At 35.3% G+C, this 17,147-nt stretch carries 15 protein-coding genes; all 15 read left to right on the top strand.

What is annotated here, in order from left to right; genetic code table 11:
- Positions 1 to 10 precede the first annotated feature (10 nt).
- The 15 genes from BT_RS08740 to BT_RS08670 all read left to right on the top strand — a co-directional run bounded on the left by BT_RS08740 (position 11) and on the right by BT_RS08670 (position 17,097).
- Positions 11 to 379 (top strand): UpxZ family transcription anti-terminator antagonist, encoded by a 369-nt coding sequence (locus tag BT_RS08740; RefSeq protein ID WP_011107952.1) that lies wholly within the window; start codon positions 11 to 13, stop codon positions 377 to 379.
- 17 nt (positions 380 to 396) lie between these two features.
- Complete coding sequence (locus tag BT_RS08735; RefSeq protein ID WP_162303168.1) at positions 397 to 2,808, top strand: polysaccharide biosynthesis/export family protein; 2,412 nt, start codon at positions 397 to 399, stop codon at positions 2,806 to 2,808.
- A gap of 10 nt (positions 2,809 to 2,818) precedes the next feature.
- Positions 2,819 to 3,967, top strand: coding sequence for a chain-length determining protein (locus BT_RS08730; protein ID WP_008767812.1), 1,149 nt, complete (start codon positions 2,819 to 2,821; stop codon positions 3,965 to 3,967).
- 63 nt (positions 3,968 to 4,030) lie between these two features.
- A complete protein-coding gene (locus tag BT_RS08725) occupies positions 4,031 to 4,750 on the top strand; it encodes a phosphocholine cytidylyltransferase family protein (protein ID WP_008767813.1) in 720 nt (239 codons plus the stop codon).
- Positions 4,751 to 4,770: 20 nt separating this feature from the next.
- Positions 4,771 to 6,072 carry a phosphoenolpyruvate mutase gene (aepX, locus tag BT_RS08720; protein WP_008767814.1) on the top strand — a complete coding sequence of 434 codons (1,302 nt, stop codon included), beginning with the start codon at positions 4,771 to 4,773 and terminating at the stop codon, positions 6,070 to 6,072.
- Between the two features lie 16 nt (positions 6,073 to 6,088).
- Positions 6,089 to 7,213: a phosphonopyruvate decarboxylase gene (gene aepY, locus BT_RS08715; RefSeq protein ID WP_008767815.1), complete on the top strand. Its 1,125-nt coding sequence runs from the start codon at positions 6,089 to 6,091 to the stop codon at positions 7,211 to 7,213.
- Positions 7,214 to 7,222: 9 nt separating this feature from the next.
- Positions 7,223 to 8,344: a 2-aminoethylphosphonate aminotransferase gene (locus BT_RS08710; RefSeq protein WP_008767816.1), complete on the top strand. Its 1,122-nt coding sequence runs from the start codon at positions 7,223 to 7,225 to the stop codon at positions 8,342 to 8,344.
- 342 nt (positions 8,345 to 8,686) lie between these two features.
- Positions 8,687 to 10,171, top strand: coding sequence for a lipopolysaccharide biosynthesis protein (locus tag BT_RS08705; RefSeq protein ID WP_008767818.1), 1,485 nt, complete (start codon positions 8,687 to 8,689; stop codon positions 10,169 to 10,171).
- Positions 10,125 to 11,384, top strand: a complete 1,260-nt coding sequence (locus tag BT_RS08700; protein WP_008767819.1) for a CDP-glycerol glycerophosphotransferase family protein — start codon at positions 10,125 to 10,127, stop codon at positions 11,382 to 11,384. The genes BT_RS08705 and BT_RS08700 overlap by 47 nt, the downstream gene beginning before the upstream one ends.
- Positions 11,385 to 11,392: 8 nt before the next feature.
- Positions 11,393 to 12,142 carry a glycosyltransferase family protein gene (locus BT_RS08695; RefSeq protein WP_008767820.1) on the top strand — a complete coding sequence of 250 codons (750 nt, stop codon included), beginning with the start codon at positions 11,393 to 11,395 and terminating at the stop codon, positions 12,140 to 12,142.
- Positions 12,142 to 13,182 (top strand): N-acetylneuraminate synthase family protein, encoded by a 1,041-nt coding sequence (locus BT_RS08690; RefSeq protein WP_008767821.1) that lies wholly within the window; start codon positions 12,142 to 12,144, stop codon positions 13,180 to 13,182. Before BT_RS08695 ends, BT_RS08690 begins: the two co-directional genes overlap by 1 nt.
- Positions 13,183 to 13,274: 92 nt before the next feature.
- Positions 13,275 to 13,769: a KdsC family phosphatase gene (locus BT_RS08685; protein WP_008767822.1), complete on the top strand. Its 495-nt coding sequence runs from the start codon at positions 13,275 to 13,277 to the stop codon at positions 13,767 to 13,769.
- A 12-nt stretch (positions 13,770 to 13,781) separates the two neighbouring features.
- A complete protein-coding gene (locus BT_RS08680) occupies positions 13,782 to 14,960 on the top strand; it encodes a glycosyltransferase family 4 protein (protein ID WP_008767823.1) in 1,179 nt (392 codons plus the stop codon).
- Positions 14,961 to 14,998: 38 nt separating this feature from the next.
- A complete protein-coding gene (locus tag BT_RS08675) occupies positions 14,999 to 15,982 on the top strand; it encodes an alpha-2,8-polysialyltransferase family protein (protein WP_229084347.1) in 984 nt (327 codons plus the stop codon).
- A gap of 2 nt (positions 15,983 to 15,984) precedes the next feature.
- Positions 15,985 to 17,097, top strand: coding sequence for an EpsG family protein (locus tag BT_RS08670; protein WP_011107949.1), 1,113 nt, complete (start codon positions 15,985 to 15,987; stop codon positions 17,095 to 17,097).
- Positions 17,098 to 17,147: the final 50 nt, after the last annotated feature.

Genomic DNA, 17,147 nt, shown 5'->3' with positions numbered 1-17,147 from the left:
GGCAAGGGATATGGATGCTATTATTTTACAAGAAAATATAGAGGGTTTATTAAGTTTGGTACGTATGCTGCTTCCTGGTGGGGGGAGTGCAGGCTGCGTGTATTTGGATGATCTTTCAGCATTACAACGATCCATCCACGAAAAGATTAACGATTTATATTCTCAACGGGGGGAGACACCGGAGCAGGATGCTACCCTGTGTTTGGCCATCCTTCAGGGATATAATGTGTCGATGTACGCCAATCCGGAAGACGAAGAAAGAAAACAGGCTGTTTTGACCCGTTCTCTGTCTCTTCTCGATGTTCTTCCCCCTTCTCTTCTTAAGCAACAGTTATCTGCCGTCTGTCATGGGATGCAGGAACTGTGTGAAATCAACTGAAACTTTTTTATTTGTCAATGAAAATACAACGACTTTTTAGCATTCTACTCTTCTGTTTGATGCTGGGAAGTGGCTCGCTTATGGCTCAGTCCATGAGTGACTCACAGGTACTGGAATATGTAAAAGACGGCATCCGCCAAGGCAAGGAACAGAAGCAGCTTGCTTCCGAACTAGCCCGTAAGGGTGTAACCAAAGAACAGGCAATGCGTGTGAAGCAGCTATACGAGCAGCAGAACAATGTAAATACCTCGAAATCAACGGGCACGGACATCAACGAATCCCGCCTGCGTGAAGAGACTAAGAAGAATACTTCCGATATGCTGGAGGATCATCCGACTACTCAGGACCTTGCCCGTGGTGATCAGGTCTTCGGACGTAACATCTTCAATACCCGCAACCTGACGTTCGAGCCTAGTGTCAACCTTGCCACTCCTGCCAATTACCGTCTTGGTCCCGGTGATGAAGTCATCATTGATATCTGGGGTGCGAGCCAGAACACGATCCGCCAGCAAATCTCTCCTGAAGGTACTATCAACATTCAGAAGATCGGCCCTGTCAACCTTAGCGGTATGACAGTCTCTGCCGCCAATGACTATCTGAAGAACGCCCTGAATAAAATATATAACGGTCTGAACAACACGACCGATCCAACTTCCGACATCCGTCTGACGTTAGGTAATATCCGTACTATTCAGATTAATGTGATGGGAGAAGTCGTACAGCCCGGTACCTACGCCCTTTCTTCCTTCTCTACCGTCTTCCATGCGCTTTATCGTGCAGGCGGTGTGAGTGATATCGGTAGCCTCCGAAACGTTCAGTTGGTACGCAACGGAAAGAATATTGCCACCATCGACGTCTACGAATTTATCATGAAAGGCAACACACAGGATGACATCCGCCTTCAGGAAGGTGACGTCGTGATTGTTCCCGCTTATGATGTATTGGTAAAGATCAGCGGCAAGGTAAAACGTCCTATGCGTTTTGAAATGAAGAAAGAAGAGAACCTTGCCACTTTAATCAAATATGCCGGCGGCTTTGAAGCCGATGCCTACACCCGTTCATTACGTGTTGTCCGTCAGAATGGTGAGGAATACGAAGTCAACACAGTCAAAGATATAGATTACAACATTTATAAAATGCGTAACGGTGACGTAGTAACCGCCGAAGCCATCCTTAACCGCTTCACAAACAAACTGGAAATCCGTGGCGCTGTCTATCGTCCCGGTATCTACCAGCTCAGCGGTAAACTGAACACGATCCGCGAACTTGTCCATGAAGCTCAGGGTCTGACCGGTGACGCTTTCCTGAATCGTGCCGTCCTCTATCGCCAGCGTGAAGACCTGACCAGTGAAGTTGTTCAGATAGACATTAAGTCTATCATGGACGGCACTTCCCCAAACCTTGCCCTAATGAAGAATGACATCCTCTACATTCCAAGTATCCATGACCTGGAAGACCGGGGTAATGTCACAGTTCACGGTGAGGTTGCCCACCCTGATTCCTATCCTTATGCGGATAACATGACACTTGAGGATCTGATCATTCAGGCCGGTGGCTTGAAAGAAGCCGCCTCTACTGTCCGTATTGATATATCGAGACGAATCAAGAATCCTCGTAGTACTGCGGATAATGATACGATTGGTCAGATGTATACCTTCTCTTTAAAGGATGGTTTTGTAATAGATGGTCAGCCCGGTTTTATCCTTGAGCCTTATGATCAGGTTTATGTCCGTCGCAGTCCGGGCTATCAGGCACAACAGAATGTAGCCATTGAAGGTGAAATCCTTTTCGGAGGAAATTACGCCATGACCAGCCGTGAGGAACGTCTTTCCGATTTAGTGAATAAAGCCGGTGGTCCGACCAATTATGCCTATCTGCGTGGTGCGAAACTGACCCGTGTGGCTAACGCTAGTGAAAAGAAACGTATGGGTGATGTAATTCGCCTTATGAGCAGGCAATTGGGCGAAGCCATGATTGACTCTTTGGGTATTCGTGTTGAAGATACTTTTACGGTTGGAATAGATTTGGAAAAAGCCTTGAGCAATCCTAAAAGTAATGCCGATCTTGTCTTACGTGAAGGTGATGTGATCTCCATACCTAAGAATACTAATACTGTAACTATCAATGGTGCTGTCATGGTTCCGAATACGGTTTCTTATATGAAGGGAAAGAATGTGGATTATTACCTGAATCAGGCCGGTGGCTGTTCTGATAATGCAAGGAAGAGTAAGAAGTTCATTGTTTACATGAATGGTCAGGTGACGAAGGTTAAGGGTAGTGGTAAGAAACAGATTGAGCCGGGGTGTGAGATTATTGTGCCTGGTAAGGCTAAGAAGAAAGGGAACATAGCTAATATTTTAGGTTATGCTACTTCCTTCAGTTCTTTGGGAATGATGATTGCTTCTATTGCTAATTTGATAAAGAAATAAATGACCTATTATGATTGAAAAGCAATCTTATCAAGAACCGTTTTCTGAAGTGGATAAAAGGAAAGATGATGAAATGGAAATAGACTTGATGGCTATTTTTTATAAGATTATTACTGTTCGTGGAGTACTATGCAAAGCTGCTGGAGTGGGAGTAATAATTGCTATAGTGGTGGCATTGAGCATTCCCAAGCAATATACAGTAAAGGTTACCCTTTCTCCTGAAATGGGTAATGCGAAGGGAAGTAATGGTTTAGCCGGACTTGCTGCCTCGTTTTTGGGAGATGGGGCTCTAATAGGGGAAAGCACAGATGCCTTGAACGCTTCTCTTTCAGCAGATATTGTTTCTTCAACTCCTTTTTTATTGGAACTTTTAGAAATGGAAGTCTCCGTTTCTAAAAAGGATGATAAAATGACTTTGGGGTCTTATCTCGATGAAGAGTCATCTCCTTGGTGGGATTATCTTATAGGTTTTCCGGGCATAGTAATAGGAGGAGTTAAATCATTATTCGGAGAAGATACGGTTCCTGCCAGTGGAGGGCGGCAAGGAACTATCGAATTGACGAAAGAAGTAAATGAGAAGATTAATTTTCTTAAAAAGAAGATTAGTGCATCCATTGATAAGAAAACCGCCATAACGAGCATTACGGTCACCTTACAAAATCCGCAGATCACTGCGGTTATAGCAGATTCTGTCGTTCATAAATTACAGGAATATATTATTGGGTATCGAACTTCAAAAGTAAAAGAAGACTGTGCGTATTTGGAACGGTTGTTTAAAGAACGTCAGCAGGAATATTATGCTGCTCAAAGAAAATATGCGGATTATGTAGACGCCCATGATAATGTGGTTCTTCAAAGTGTACGTGCTGAGCAGGAGCGTTTACAGAACGACATGAGTTTGGCTTATCAGATATATAGTCAGGTTGCTAATCAGTTGCAGGTATCCAGAGCCAAAGTACAGGAGGAAAAGCCAGTCTTTGCAGTAGTTGAGCCTGCCGTTGTACCTTTGAAACCTTCAGGTATGGGACTCAAAATTTATATTTTATTATTTGTGTTCCTGTCCGTATCTGGTACTCTCGTGTGGGTGTTTTTTGGCAAAAGTCTGCTGGCTAGCTTGAGAAAAGAACTGAAAAATAAGGAGATAGAACAGGATAAATGATGCTAAAACGTCGTTTACAACATTCTTACATCAATTAAATTCACTTACTATATTATTAAACGAATGATACGTACAGCTATGATAATGGCTGCGGGCATGGGAACCCGTTTTGGCCAATATACAGAATTGATACCTAAAGGGTTCGTCAAAGTGGGAGGTATTCCAATGATAGTTCGTTCTATTGATACTTTGTTATCATGTGACATTGAGCGAATTGTAATCGGTACAGGATATAAACAAGAAGTTTATGAAGAATTGAAGACAGACTATCCTATGCTTGAAACCTGTTTTAGTCCTCGTTATGCTGAAACAAATAGTATGTATACTTTATATAATACGCGGGAGATTCTGGGCAATGATGATTTTTTATTGTTAGAGTCAGATTTGATTTTTGAGAAACAAGCAATAATGAGCTTATTGGAGTGTCCTGCGGCAGATGCAATGCTAATAACTCCAGTGACAAAGTTTCAAGATCAGTATTATGTGGAACATGATGATAATTTTCGCCTTTCTTCATGTTCTGTCAATAAGAATAAACTAAACGCTAAAGGCGAATTGGTCGGCATCCATAAACTATCCGGTTCCTTTTACAAAATAATGTGTGCTGATTATGCGAGTATTGTTGATGAACAACCCAATTTGGGATATGAGTATGAATTACTACGAATATCTTGTTCTCAATCTCCTGTTTATGTGCATAAAGTAGAAGGGCTGAAATGGTATGAAATCGATGACATATCAGATTTGGAATATGCAGAGAAATATATTGTTCCGTATTGTTAATTAAAATAATATATCAAATTATGAGTAAGACAGTTTATATTGGGATGACTGCGGATATTATGCATCCAGGACTTATCCGCATTATTAATGAGGCTACTAAATACGGTGATGTTATAATTGGTCTTCTTACAGATAAAGCTATTGCGGAGCATAAACGCCTTCCTTATCTGACCTATGAACAACGAAAAGAGGTAGTTCAGAATATTAAAGGCGTATGTAAAGTTGTTCCTCAAGAAGAATGGAGCTATGTTGAGAATCTCAAACGCATTAAACCTGACTATATAATTCATGGTGACGACTGGAAAACCGGGCCTTTACGTGAAGAACGTGTGCGCGTATTTGAAGTGATGAATGAACAGGGAGGAAAGGTTATCGAAATTCCATATACTTTGGGAATTAATTCATCTTCTTTGGATAAAGATATTAAGGCTATAGGTACAACCCCTGATGTACGTTTAAAATCACTTCGTCGTTTGATAAATGCCAAACCCGTAGTTCGTATTTTGGAAGCTCATGATGGACTATGTGGCTTGATAATTGAAAATCAGGAAATATTAAAAGGGGATAAGAGGGAAGTATTTGACGGAATGTGGTCTAGTAGCCTTACGGATTCAACCAGTAAAGGTAAACCTGATATTGAGGCGGTTGATTTAACTACCCGATTGCAAGATTTGAATAATATTCTGGAGTGTACTACTAAACCTATTATTTTTGATGGAGATACAGGTGGTAAAATTGAACATTTCGTATTTACAGTACGCACTTTAGAACGTCATGGAATTTCAGCTATAATAATTGAAGATAAAGTTGGATTAAAAAAGAATTCATTGTTTGGTACAGATGTTATTCAAACTCAAGATACAATCGAAGGTTTCTGTAATAAGATCAAAGCAGGAAAGGCATCTCAGATTACTGATGATTTTATGATTATCGCTCGTATTGAGAGCCTTATAGCGGGAAAGCCGGTAAGTGATGCTTTAGAGAGAGCTTTTGCATATGTCCAAGCGGGAGCGGACGGTATTATGATACATAGCAAAAATAAGTCGGGTGAAGATATAAAAGAATTTTGTTTGGCGTTTCGAAAACAGTATGCTCATGTACCTATCGTGGTTGTGCCTACTACATATGATCATATTTATGAGTCTGAATTGTGTGATTGGGGTGTGAATATAATTATTTATGCTAATCATATGCTTCGTGCCGCTTATCCTGCTATGATGAATGTCGCAAAGATAATATTAGAGAATGAACGTGCTTTAGAGGTGCGCGAACTGTGTATGCCCATAAAAGAAATATTGGAACTGATTCCAGGTACTAAATAAAAAGAGGAATATCATTATGTTAAGCGTAGAAAAAGTTTATGAAACGTTTCTGAGTCATGACGTTGATTTTTTTACAGGAGTTCCAGACTCATTACTAAAAAATATTTGTGCCTATATCACAGACCATACTTCACGTGAGAAACATATCATAGCTGCTAATGAAGGTGCGGCTGTAGGAATTGCTTCAGGTTATTATATGGCATCAGGTAAGGTTCCTGTGGTTTATATGCAAAATTCCGGCTTGGGTAATACTGTTAATCCTCTGCTGTCTCTTGCAGATGAACAAGTATACAGTTTTCCAATGCTTTTGATGATTGGCTGGCGTGGTGAACCGGGAACAAAAGATGAACCTCAGCATAAAAAACAGGGTGAGGTAACTTTAGATTTGTTGAAAGCAATGCGGATTCCTTATATAATTCTTGATTCAAATGAGAATGATGCATTTATTCAGCTCCATGATATCATACAATCAGCAAAAACTAAGAATATTCCTCATGCAATAATTATTCGGAAAGATGTTTTTGGCAAATATAAACTTCAAAAAGAGTTCGGATGTAATTATCCTTTATCTCGTGAGGATGCTTTGCAAATAGTTGTGGATTATCTGCCTGAAAATTCAGTGGTCGTTTCTACTACTGGCAAGCTTTCTCGTGAGTTATTTGAATATCGAGAAATGAAAGAGCAAGGTCATGAACATGATTTTCTCACGGTAGGCTCTATGGGACATAGTTCATCAATCTCTTTGGGTATTGCTATAGCAAAGCAAGATAGACCTGTTTATTGCTTGGATGGTGATGGAGCATTTATTATGCATTTAGGGGCAATTAGTAACATTGGCGATTTATCTCCTAAAAACTATTATCATATTTTGTTTAACAATGGTGCTCACGAGTCTGTAGGAGGACAGCCTACTTTAGGATTTAGTTTAGATATTCCGGCTATTGTCCGGGGGAGCGGATATAAGCATACTTATACTGTTTGTACAAAAGTTGAAATTGAAGAAGCAATGAAGCAGCTTCCAAAGTTATGTGGTCCTGTTTTGTTGGAAATAAAGGTTAAAATAGATTCTCGGGAGAATTTGGGACGTCCCACGACTACTCCTATAGAGAATAAGGAGCATTTTATGGATTTTTTAAAATAAATATATTCGATGAAAATAGAAAGAAAAATATTATTAAATCCTGGGCCTGCCACTACTACTGACAGTGTAAAAATGGCACAAGTTGTTCCGGATATTTGTCCTCGCGAGAAAGAATTCGCAGGTATGATGAAACAACTTCGGGACGATTTGGTCAGAGTTGCTCATGGGAATTTGGAAAAACATACCGCTGTATTATTTTGTGGCTCAGGAACCATCAATATTGATATATGTCTAAATTCTCTTCTTCCTGAAGACAAAAGGGTGCTTATAGTGAATAATGGGGCATATAGTACCCGTGCTGTAGAAGTGTGTCAATATTATGGTTTGCCTCATATTAATTTGGAATTTTCCGTTTACGAACGTCCTGATTTATCGGTGGTGGAAAATGTGTTGCAAGAAAATCCTGATATAGCTATGGTTTATACTACTCATCACGAGACGGGTACAGGAATTCTGAACCCTATTCGCGAGATGGGCGCTATAGCTCATAAATATCAGGCTAAATTTGTCGTCGATACTACTTCTTCTTTGGGCATGATTCCTTTTGATATAGAGAAAGATAATGTGGATTTTTGTATGGCATCTGCTCAAAAAGGACTTCAAGCGATGACAGGTCTTTCTTTTATTATAGGCAATGAGGAACAGATTAAGTTTTCAAAAAAATATCCCAAGCGTTCTTACTATTGTAATCTTTATTTGCAGTATGAGAATTTTGAGAGAACAGGTGAAATGCATTTTACTCCACCGGTACAAACTATTTACGCCACTCGTCAGGCATTAAATGAATATTTTGAAGTGGGTGAAGAAGCTAAGTTTGCCCGTCACAAAAGAGTTTTTGAGGCTATTCATTCAGGTATAAATGAAATTGGTCTTAAAAGTGTAATAAAGCGTGAATGGCAGTCAGGACTGGTTGTCTCAGTTCAATACCCAGAAGATCCCAACTGGGATTTTGAGAAAATACATGATTATTGTTATGAGCGTGGATTTACGATTTATCCAGGTAAGATATCAACTGAGGATACTTTTAGAATCTGTGCTTTAGGAGAGATAGAAGTAGATGATATTGAGAACTTCTTTAAAGTACTAAAAGCTGCATTAAATCATTATAACGTCACATTACCGATGTCATGATTGCAGAAATATTATTGAAGATTCGTCATTTTTATTTTTCCCTTCGTGGTATACACTTCCATCCGGAAAGTGTTATTTCTGGAGTGCCTATTCGTAGCTTTCGCTTAGTAGGCAAATATGGCAATATTAATTTGAGGTGATGCATTAGGAGTTCTTTATTCTTATAAAAAGGCATCGGTAGTTATAGGAGATAATGTTTGTGTAGGGTAATTTGCTTTTAGTGGGAGAGACCATATTAGAATTGCGGTAAGGGGCGAAGAAGATAATAACCAATTAGTGAGAATATTGGAAAAATATAATTGATATCGGTAAATGTAGTTGTTTTTATACTGTATTTAAGTAATGGAAAATCTAAAGCAGAAAACTGTATCAGGAATAATGTGGAGCGCTATAGAACGTTTCTCTTTACAAGGAGTACAGTTTATAATTCAAATAATATTAGCTCGTTTGTTACTACCATCGGATTATGGTATGATCGGGATGTTAGCTATTTTTCTTCAAGTCGCTCAAGTATTTATAGATAGCGGTTTTACAAATGCTTTAATCCAGAAAAAAGATAGAACTGAAGAGGATTTTGCCACTGTCTTTTATTTTAATATTCTTGTCGCAGTATTATTCTATGGTATATTGTTTTTTTCGGCTTCTTTGATTGCAGACTTTTATAATATGCCGACTTTAGTTCTTGTAATTCGTTTTATAGCATTGTCGTTGATAATAAATGCTTTATCGGCTATTCACAGAACGAAATTAATTATTTCTGTAAACTTTAAAACTCAATCTAAAATTTCATTAGGTGCAGCTTTTATATCAGGCGTGATTGGAATATGGATGGCTTATGTCGGTTGCGGGGTTTGGGCTTTAGTTTGGCAAACTCTCTTAAATAGTATAATTTTGACAATTTTGTTTTACTGTTTAGTTCATTGGAAACCTTTACATACTTTCTCCAAAAGTTCTTTTGAAAGATTATTCAATTTCGGATCTAAATTATTGATCTCAAGTCTTATCAATACAGTATATCGTAATCTGTATACCATTGTAATAGGAAAAAAGTTTTCTGTTGTAGAGCTTGGTTACTATACAAGAGCAGAACAATTTGCTATTTTTCCTTCCAATAATTTAAATGCTTTAGTTTCTAGAGTAGCGTATCCTATTTTAAGTTCCATTCAAGATGATGATAAATGTTTAACAAACGCATATCGAAATTATATCAGATTATCCTCATATATAATTTTTCCTTTAATGGTAGGTTTACTTGTTTTGGCTAATCCTATTATTAGTCTATTGTTAACAGATAAATGGTCTGGGGTTGTTATTCTTTTACAGATATTATGTTTGGATTGGATGTTTGATCATTTGAGCCAAATTAATTTGAATTTATTATGGGTTAAAGGAAGATCTGATCTGTCGTTACGTCTTGAAATAATAAAAAAGACGATTGCTATATTCATTCTTTTTGTGTCAATTCCATTTGGGCTTGAGGTGATGTGTTGGGGTAGAGTTATTTACTCTCTGATAGCGACATATTTGAATACATATTATACTAATTCTCTTATTGATTTGACCTTAAAGTTGCAAGTTAAAGATGTATTTCCAAGTTTAATACTCTCTTTCATAATGGGGGGGATCGTTTTTATATGTATTTCTTTCTTTGAAACTGATATAGTAAAAATTGTGATTGGATGTATTACTGGGATGTCCTTCTATATTTTACTTTCTTTTCTTTTTAAGCTAGATTCTTTTTTTTGTATTTTAACATTGATCATTAAAACTAAAAACATAGATGAAAATATTAAAAAAGATTTTTCAAGTAATAGTAAAGATAATTAACCATTGTGTGCCAGTTGATAGTAGATCATTGTATTTTATTCCTCATCCTAATTGTAGAACAGATAAATATGATATTATAAATTATTCGTCAGATAATGTTCTCGTTCTGTTAAATTATTTGCTAAAAAAAGATAGTGCTGAATATTATAAAATATATGTTGAAATTTATGATTCTTCTCGTATTTCAGAATATCAAGAATATATTTATGGCATAAATCCTAATATTAGGTGTACTTTTTTATGTGCATGTGTTGGACGTTTTTTCTTTAATAAAGTATCTTTTAAGGATATGTTGTATGCCTTTTTTTGTTTTTGTAGAGCAAGTAAATGTTTTACAGCTACTTTTTATTATGATTTTTCATTTAAAAAACGCTCTCAACAGATTATTTGTTTGGGGTATTATACTCCATTCAAAGATGATTATCATATGGGAGATCATTCTTATGATAAATTTCGTAATACAACATGTAACTCATTTGATTACTCTATTGCTACTTCTTGTTTAAGTGCTAGAATAATTTCAATAGATTGTGGAATCTCATATGATAAATTCAAAGTCTTAGGATTTCCCAGAAATGATTTGTTGATATCGAAAAATAATTGCAATGTTATTAAAAGAGAAATTTCGAAATTTGCGGGATATGATGTAACTAAATATATAGTTTATACTCCAACTTTTCGTGATTATGAGACTGTTACTGAAGGTAATTTGCGTTCAATACTCGGATATGTTGATTGTGATTTGTTGAAGTTATCGAAAATACTATTGAAGTTTAATGCGGCTTTAATTCTTAAATTACATCCTTTGCAGAATAAAACAGTCTTAAAAAAAGATTTACCCAAAGGTATACTTGTTTTTGAACAAACATATAAATATGGATTGTATGATCTTTTGTCATTTTCAGATGGAATGATTACTGATTATACTTCTACCTATTTTGATTTTTTATTGGTAAATAAGCCAGTCATATTTAATTTCTACGATATTGAAGAATATCGTAGAGTAAGAGGTTTCTCATTTGAGCCAATAGAATTTTTTTGTGCAGGTGATATTGTTTACAATTATAATGAATTGATAGATGCTGTGATGGGACTTCTGGCTGGGAAAGATATTCATGCTGAACATCGACGTCATATTTCTTTATTGATGAATCAATTTCAAGATGATAATTCAACAAAGAGAATATGTGACATATTTTTAAATGAAATATAATAAATAAAATGAATTATGCATTTGTGGTGCAGGCACGTTTAGGTTCTACACGTTTGCCTGGAAAAATATTGAAACCTTTCTATGGTAATCAATCGATTCTTGACTTAATGGTTCATAAGCTTTCTGCTATATCGAATATTCCAGTAATTATTGCTACAACAAATTCTGTTATCAATGAACCTATTGAAAAGAAGGCACTTGCATTAGGGGTAAAGTGCTTCAGAGGTGAGGAGAATGATGTTTTAAAACGATTCATTGATGTTGCTGAATATTTTGATATACAGGGTATATTCCGAATATGTTCTGATAATCCATTTTTAGATGTACATGCGGCAAGGCAATTGGTCGAAATAGCAATGAAATCTTGTAACGATTATATAAGTTTTGATATTGATGGTACTCCATCAATTAAAACTCATTTCGGTTTTTGGGGAGAATTTGTAACGCTTGATGCGCTGAAGCGAGTTATAGGATTTACTGATGATTTATTGTATCGTGAACATGTTACTAATTATATATATAGTCATCCTGAACTTTTTAATATTCAATGGATTTCAGGATCTCCAGTCGTGTCAAAACATCATAATATTCGACTCACGATTGATACGTTAGAAGATTTTTCTGTAGCACAGAGAATATATAGGGATTTACAAGAAAAAAGAGTGGAAATATCGATAGAAGTGATTGTAGACTATGTTCGAAGACATGCAGAATACATTCAACTGATGAAACAACAAATAAAAAAAAATTCTAAATAATGAAGAATACTTATATTATTGGTGAAATAGGGCAGAATCATAATGGTTCTGTTGACTTGGCTAAGTTGATTATTGAATTAATCTCACGACCTGTACATGAGGATGTTTTTGGTATGGATTTCATGCCAATGAATGCTGTTAAAATGACTAAAAGAGATTTATCAGAAGAATTGGCTGTTTCTCAAATGAATCAAATATATGACAATCCTAATTCTTTTGGGCGTACTTATGGTGAACATCGTGCTTTTCTTGAGCTTGATGATCAAGCGCATTTTGAGATTTATAAATATGCTAAGTCATTAGGATTAGATTTTATCGAGACGTTATGTGCCAAAGGATGTCTGTCTTTGCTTAAACTGTTCACACCGGATAGGCTAAAAGTTGCTAGTCGTGATTTGACTAACTTACCATTGCTTGAAGCATTAGCAGAAACTCATATTCCTATTATATTATCGACAGGAATGGCTGGTCAAAGAGAACTTGACAATGCATTAGATGTGATAACGAGATATCATAGTAATATAGCTATTCTACATTGTGTATCTCAGTATCCAACTCATCCAAATAATTTGAATCTACGTACAATAACATATTTGAAGAAGCATTACAATAAGTTTGAGATAGGTTTTTCTGATCATACAATAGGTATTTCTGCTGCTACAGCTGCTGTAGCGATGGGAGCGGAAATTATAGAAAAGCATGTAACAATTGATCGGCATATGAAAGGAACAGACCAGCTTGGCTCTTTAGGTCCAGATGGGGTTAATCGTATGATTCGAGATATTCGCATAGCAGAGTGTTGGCTTGGTACTGAAGATCTTTATATAGAAAAAGGGGTGGAGAAGTCTAAGATAAAACTTGAACGTTCTATTGCCACTCGAAAATATATTCCAGCAGGTAGTATTATTCAAGAGTCGGACATTCATTTACTGAGTCCTGGTGATGGTTATAAATGGATAGATAAAAAAAATGTAATTGGTCATTTTGCTAAACAAGATATATCAGCGAATGAAATAATATATCCTGATTTTATTGAATAGATATATTCCTACTGCAACTTGTATTACGGTATAGAGTACTGCCTGCTATAAGCTAAGTAGTGATTAATAAATAAGGGTAAAATACTAAAAAAATGAAAGAGATAAAGCTTATACTTACAGATATTGATGGCGTTTGGACTGATGGCGGAATGTTTTATGATCAAACAGGTAATGAATGGAAAAAATTCAATACATCTGATAGTGCTGGTATTTTTTGGGCACATAATAAAGGTATTCCTGTGGGTATTTTAACAGGTGAAAAAACTGAGATAGTGCGACGAAGAGCAGAGAAGTTAAAAGTTGATTATTTATTTCAAGGAGTAGTGGATAAATTGTCTGCTGCAGAAGAATTATGCAATGAATTAGGGATTAATTTGGAGCAGGTGGCCTATATAGGGGATGATTTGAACGATGCTAAATTACTTAAGCGTGTAGGTATAGCTGGAGTACCTGCAAGTGCTCCATTTTATATTCGTAGATTGTCTACTATATTCTTAGAAAAAAGAGGTGGTGAAGGTGTTTTTAGAGAATTTGTTGAAAAAGTTCTTGGTATAAATTTGGAAGATTTTATTGCTGTGATTCAATAGTTGTTGTAAAAGATGAAAAAGGTAGATATAATTCATGGTGGATGGCTTAAGGCTCCTAATGGGGCTAGTTCTGTTCTTAGGACTTTAGCTGAATCTACTTCAAAATTTGAAGAATACGGTATTCAGCTTTCGGTTTATTCAATGGATTTGATTGTGTTAAAGTCATTTGAAAATATAGCAGCTATAAATCAACGGAAAGGATTACGGTACTTTATTAAAAAGAATGCTAATGCAAATTCTATACTAGCATTCATTTCTATTTATGCAATATATTTGCGGCATGCTCGTAAGATTGTTAAATATTATTTTGATCAAGGGCTTGAGGAATCGAGAATCTTGTTTATACATGATATTTTTACATGTTATTACTATTTGAAGTATCGATCTAGAAGACAAAAAACCGTGTTGGTATTACACAATAATGGTGATACTTTTAATATGCTTAGACAATATTATCCTGTGCTTAATAAATCAAGGCTTTATAGTATATTATTATACATTGAAAGGAAGGTTTTATCTGAAGTGGATAAGGTGTTGTTTGTTGCTGAGAATCCTAAAGATACTTTTGTACAATTACATCCAGATATTCCTATTGAAAAAGTAGGATTTGTTTATAATGGCATTTTGAGCAAAGAAATGCATATATGTCCGGAAAAACATCTAGGGCCACTTGAAATCTGCTGTGTGGGATCTGTTTCAAAACGTAAAGGGCAAGATATGATTGTTGAAGCTCTTGTGAAGATGTCTCCTGTTCAAAGAGAGAAAGTGCATTTTACCATTGTAGGTGATGGTACATTAAGGGGGGAATTAGAAAAGTTGTGTTTTGAGAAAGGAATCTCTAAATATATAGATTTTATAGGTGTTTCGAATCAAGTAGAAAATTATTTGTTGAGGAGTGATATTTTTATGTTACCTAGTAGAGATGAAGGATTCCCTATTTCTATTTTGGAGGCTATGCGAGCAGGACTTCCTATTATATCTACTAATATTGCAGGTATTCCGGAAATGGTTTTTTCCGGGATCAATGGAATTGTAATTTCGCCATGTCTTGAAGATATATATGATATCTTGTGTCATATTGAATCTTATAATTGGAGTGCAATGGGTAAACTCTCTTATGAACTATATCAACAGAAATTTACGCTTGATTCAATGATTGAATCTTATGCTAATATTTTGAACGCTATATGAAATATGTCTTTTGGATACATAGTAGTACTTCGTATTATATGGCAAAAGCTATTATAGCAAAAGAAAATTTAGATTGCCATAATGTTGTTTATTTGATTGATCGGAACTATGCTAATAAATATCATAATAATATTGATATAGAAATTGAAGATATTTCATTTTGGATGAATAAGTTTTATCCGATGAAAATTAAAACTATATTAAATTTGAGGAGGATTATTAAAAGTTTTGATTGCTATATATCCTGCTTGATTGCTGATAGTTTTACTGTATATATTCCCCAATTAACTACTCCTATATTTCAATTACTCATCACACATCATTCATGTGTAGGATATCATTTTATGGAGGAGGGCCTTGCTTATTATAAAGACCAACTTTACAAGGCATCTCCTAATAAATTTCCGTTACTAGTAGAATTATTATTTAAGGTATATAATATTTTTTGTCGTCGTGTACAATTAAATTATCCGTTTTTGAAACCTTATAAAAAGAGTCGGTTTCAACCTAAATATTATTTACTTAATAATAAATATAATGTATTAAGGGAGAATGTTTCTTTGGTTTCTTGGATTAAGGAAGAGACTTTTTTCACATCTATTCCTTCAGGTGCTTCTGTTTTGGTTTTAAGTCCAATTGTAGAATATCGTTTGGCAACTCCTGAGAAATTCTATGCAAGCATGAATCTGTTGTTTAATTATATTTCGGATTCGCATGTGTTTATTAAAGCACATCCTTATCAGGCTTCTAGTGTTGTGAATACTTTGGTTGGTCTGTTAGAACAACATGGAAAAACTTGGACTCTTATTCCAAATGATGAACCTTTTGAACAGATCCTTTTATCTGTTGAGAATCTTTGTGTGTTTGGGACAGAGTCTAGTTTGATGTTTTATGCGACACTGCTTGGTAATAACAATAAGATTATTTCCAATCGTAATAATTTGGCTTTTAATGATATTATTTTTAGAAAATATGCTCAAAATAGTGAGTCCTTAGTTGTAAATAGTTATATTCAAATTTAAAGATGTTGATTTATTGGGTTGTTTTCTTTATTCTTTTTCTTTTTAGTTATGTAGAACTTATTTCCGCTAGACAGTCCTTGGTATTATTAAGATGCGTGATTCTATTTATAGCATGTATGGTGGGATTTCGTTATAATATAGGGGCTGATTGGGAGACATATGTAATTATTTACAACAGGCAGATTCCGTCGCTTCTAGATCCAGAATATAGAATTCTCATGGAACCTCTTTTTTGGATTTTAGGGAGTTTATGTAAAACTCTAGGTTTAAGTTATGCGTGTTTTTTTATAATATTGTCATTGATATCGTTTGTCGTATTATTTATAGTTATTAGACGAATTGGATGTGGATATATTTATTTGCCAATTCTTTTATATTTTTGTTTGTTTTTCTGTCAGTTCCAGCTAAATATAGTTCGCCACGGGATTATGGCTTCATTTGTGTGGCTAGCTTTTTCATATATAAAGGAATGTTCTTTGAAGAAGTTTGTTTTTTTTCTTTTGATAGCTGCAGGCTTTCAACTTGCTGCGTTGGCCTTTTTCCCATTTTATTTCTTGTTGAATAGATGTTATATGCAGAAGAGTGTTGTTACTCTTATTTTTATATCATTGATTTTTGTAATGTTGGGAGTATCACAAAAAATACTGTTATTGGGTACTAAAATACCTGTTTTTGGGGAATTTGTAAACTATTATATTCTAGATTTTTATGGACGGAATGTTGATGCTTCTTATGGTTTTTCTGTAGGGATGATTGTTAATTTGTTCCTTTTTTTGTTTCTTTATTTTGGAATGCGTTCCGTCTATAATGATATATCTAATCATTTGAAGATTTTTGTAAACTTATTACTTTATAGTTTTATATTGAGTTGTTTTTTTAATGCATATGCGGTTTTTGTAGAACGGTTAGTGAGCGTTACTAATATGACTTTACTATTTATATTACCTTACGTTTTGCATAAAATCTTTATTGGAAAAGTTAATAAAACAATAGCATTTGCTTGCATTGTTGTATATGCGATGTTGATGTTTACTAAGACGCTTTATACACCAGTTCCGTTAGGTGGAAAGTATGAATATCAGTTTATTCCTTACCAGTATTCATTTGTTATTTAAGGGATTATAACGTTTGGTAGATGAGTGTAATTCAATTTGTCTTTTCTGTG

Origin of the sequence: Bacteroides thetaiotaomicron VPI-5482 (genome assembly GCF_000011065.1) — a bacterium.
Lineage (GTDB): Bacteria > Bacteroidota > Bacteroidia > Bacteroidales > Bacteroidaceae > Bacteroides > Bacteroides thetaiotaomicron.
This window is presented reverse-complemented; position numbering and strand designations above follow the sequence as displayed.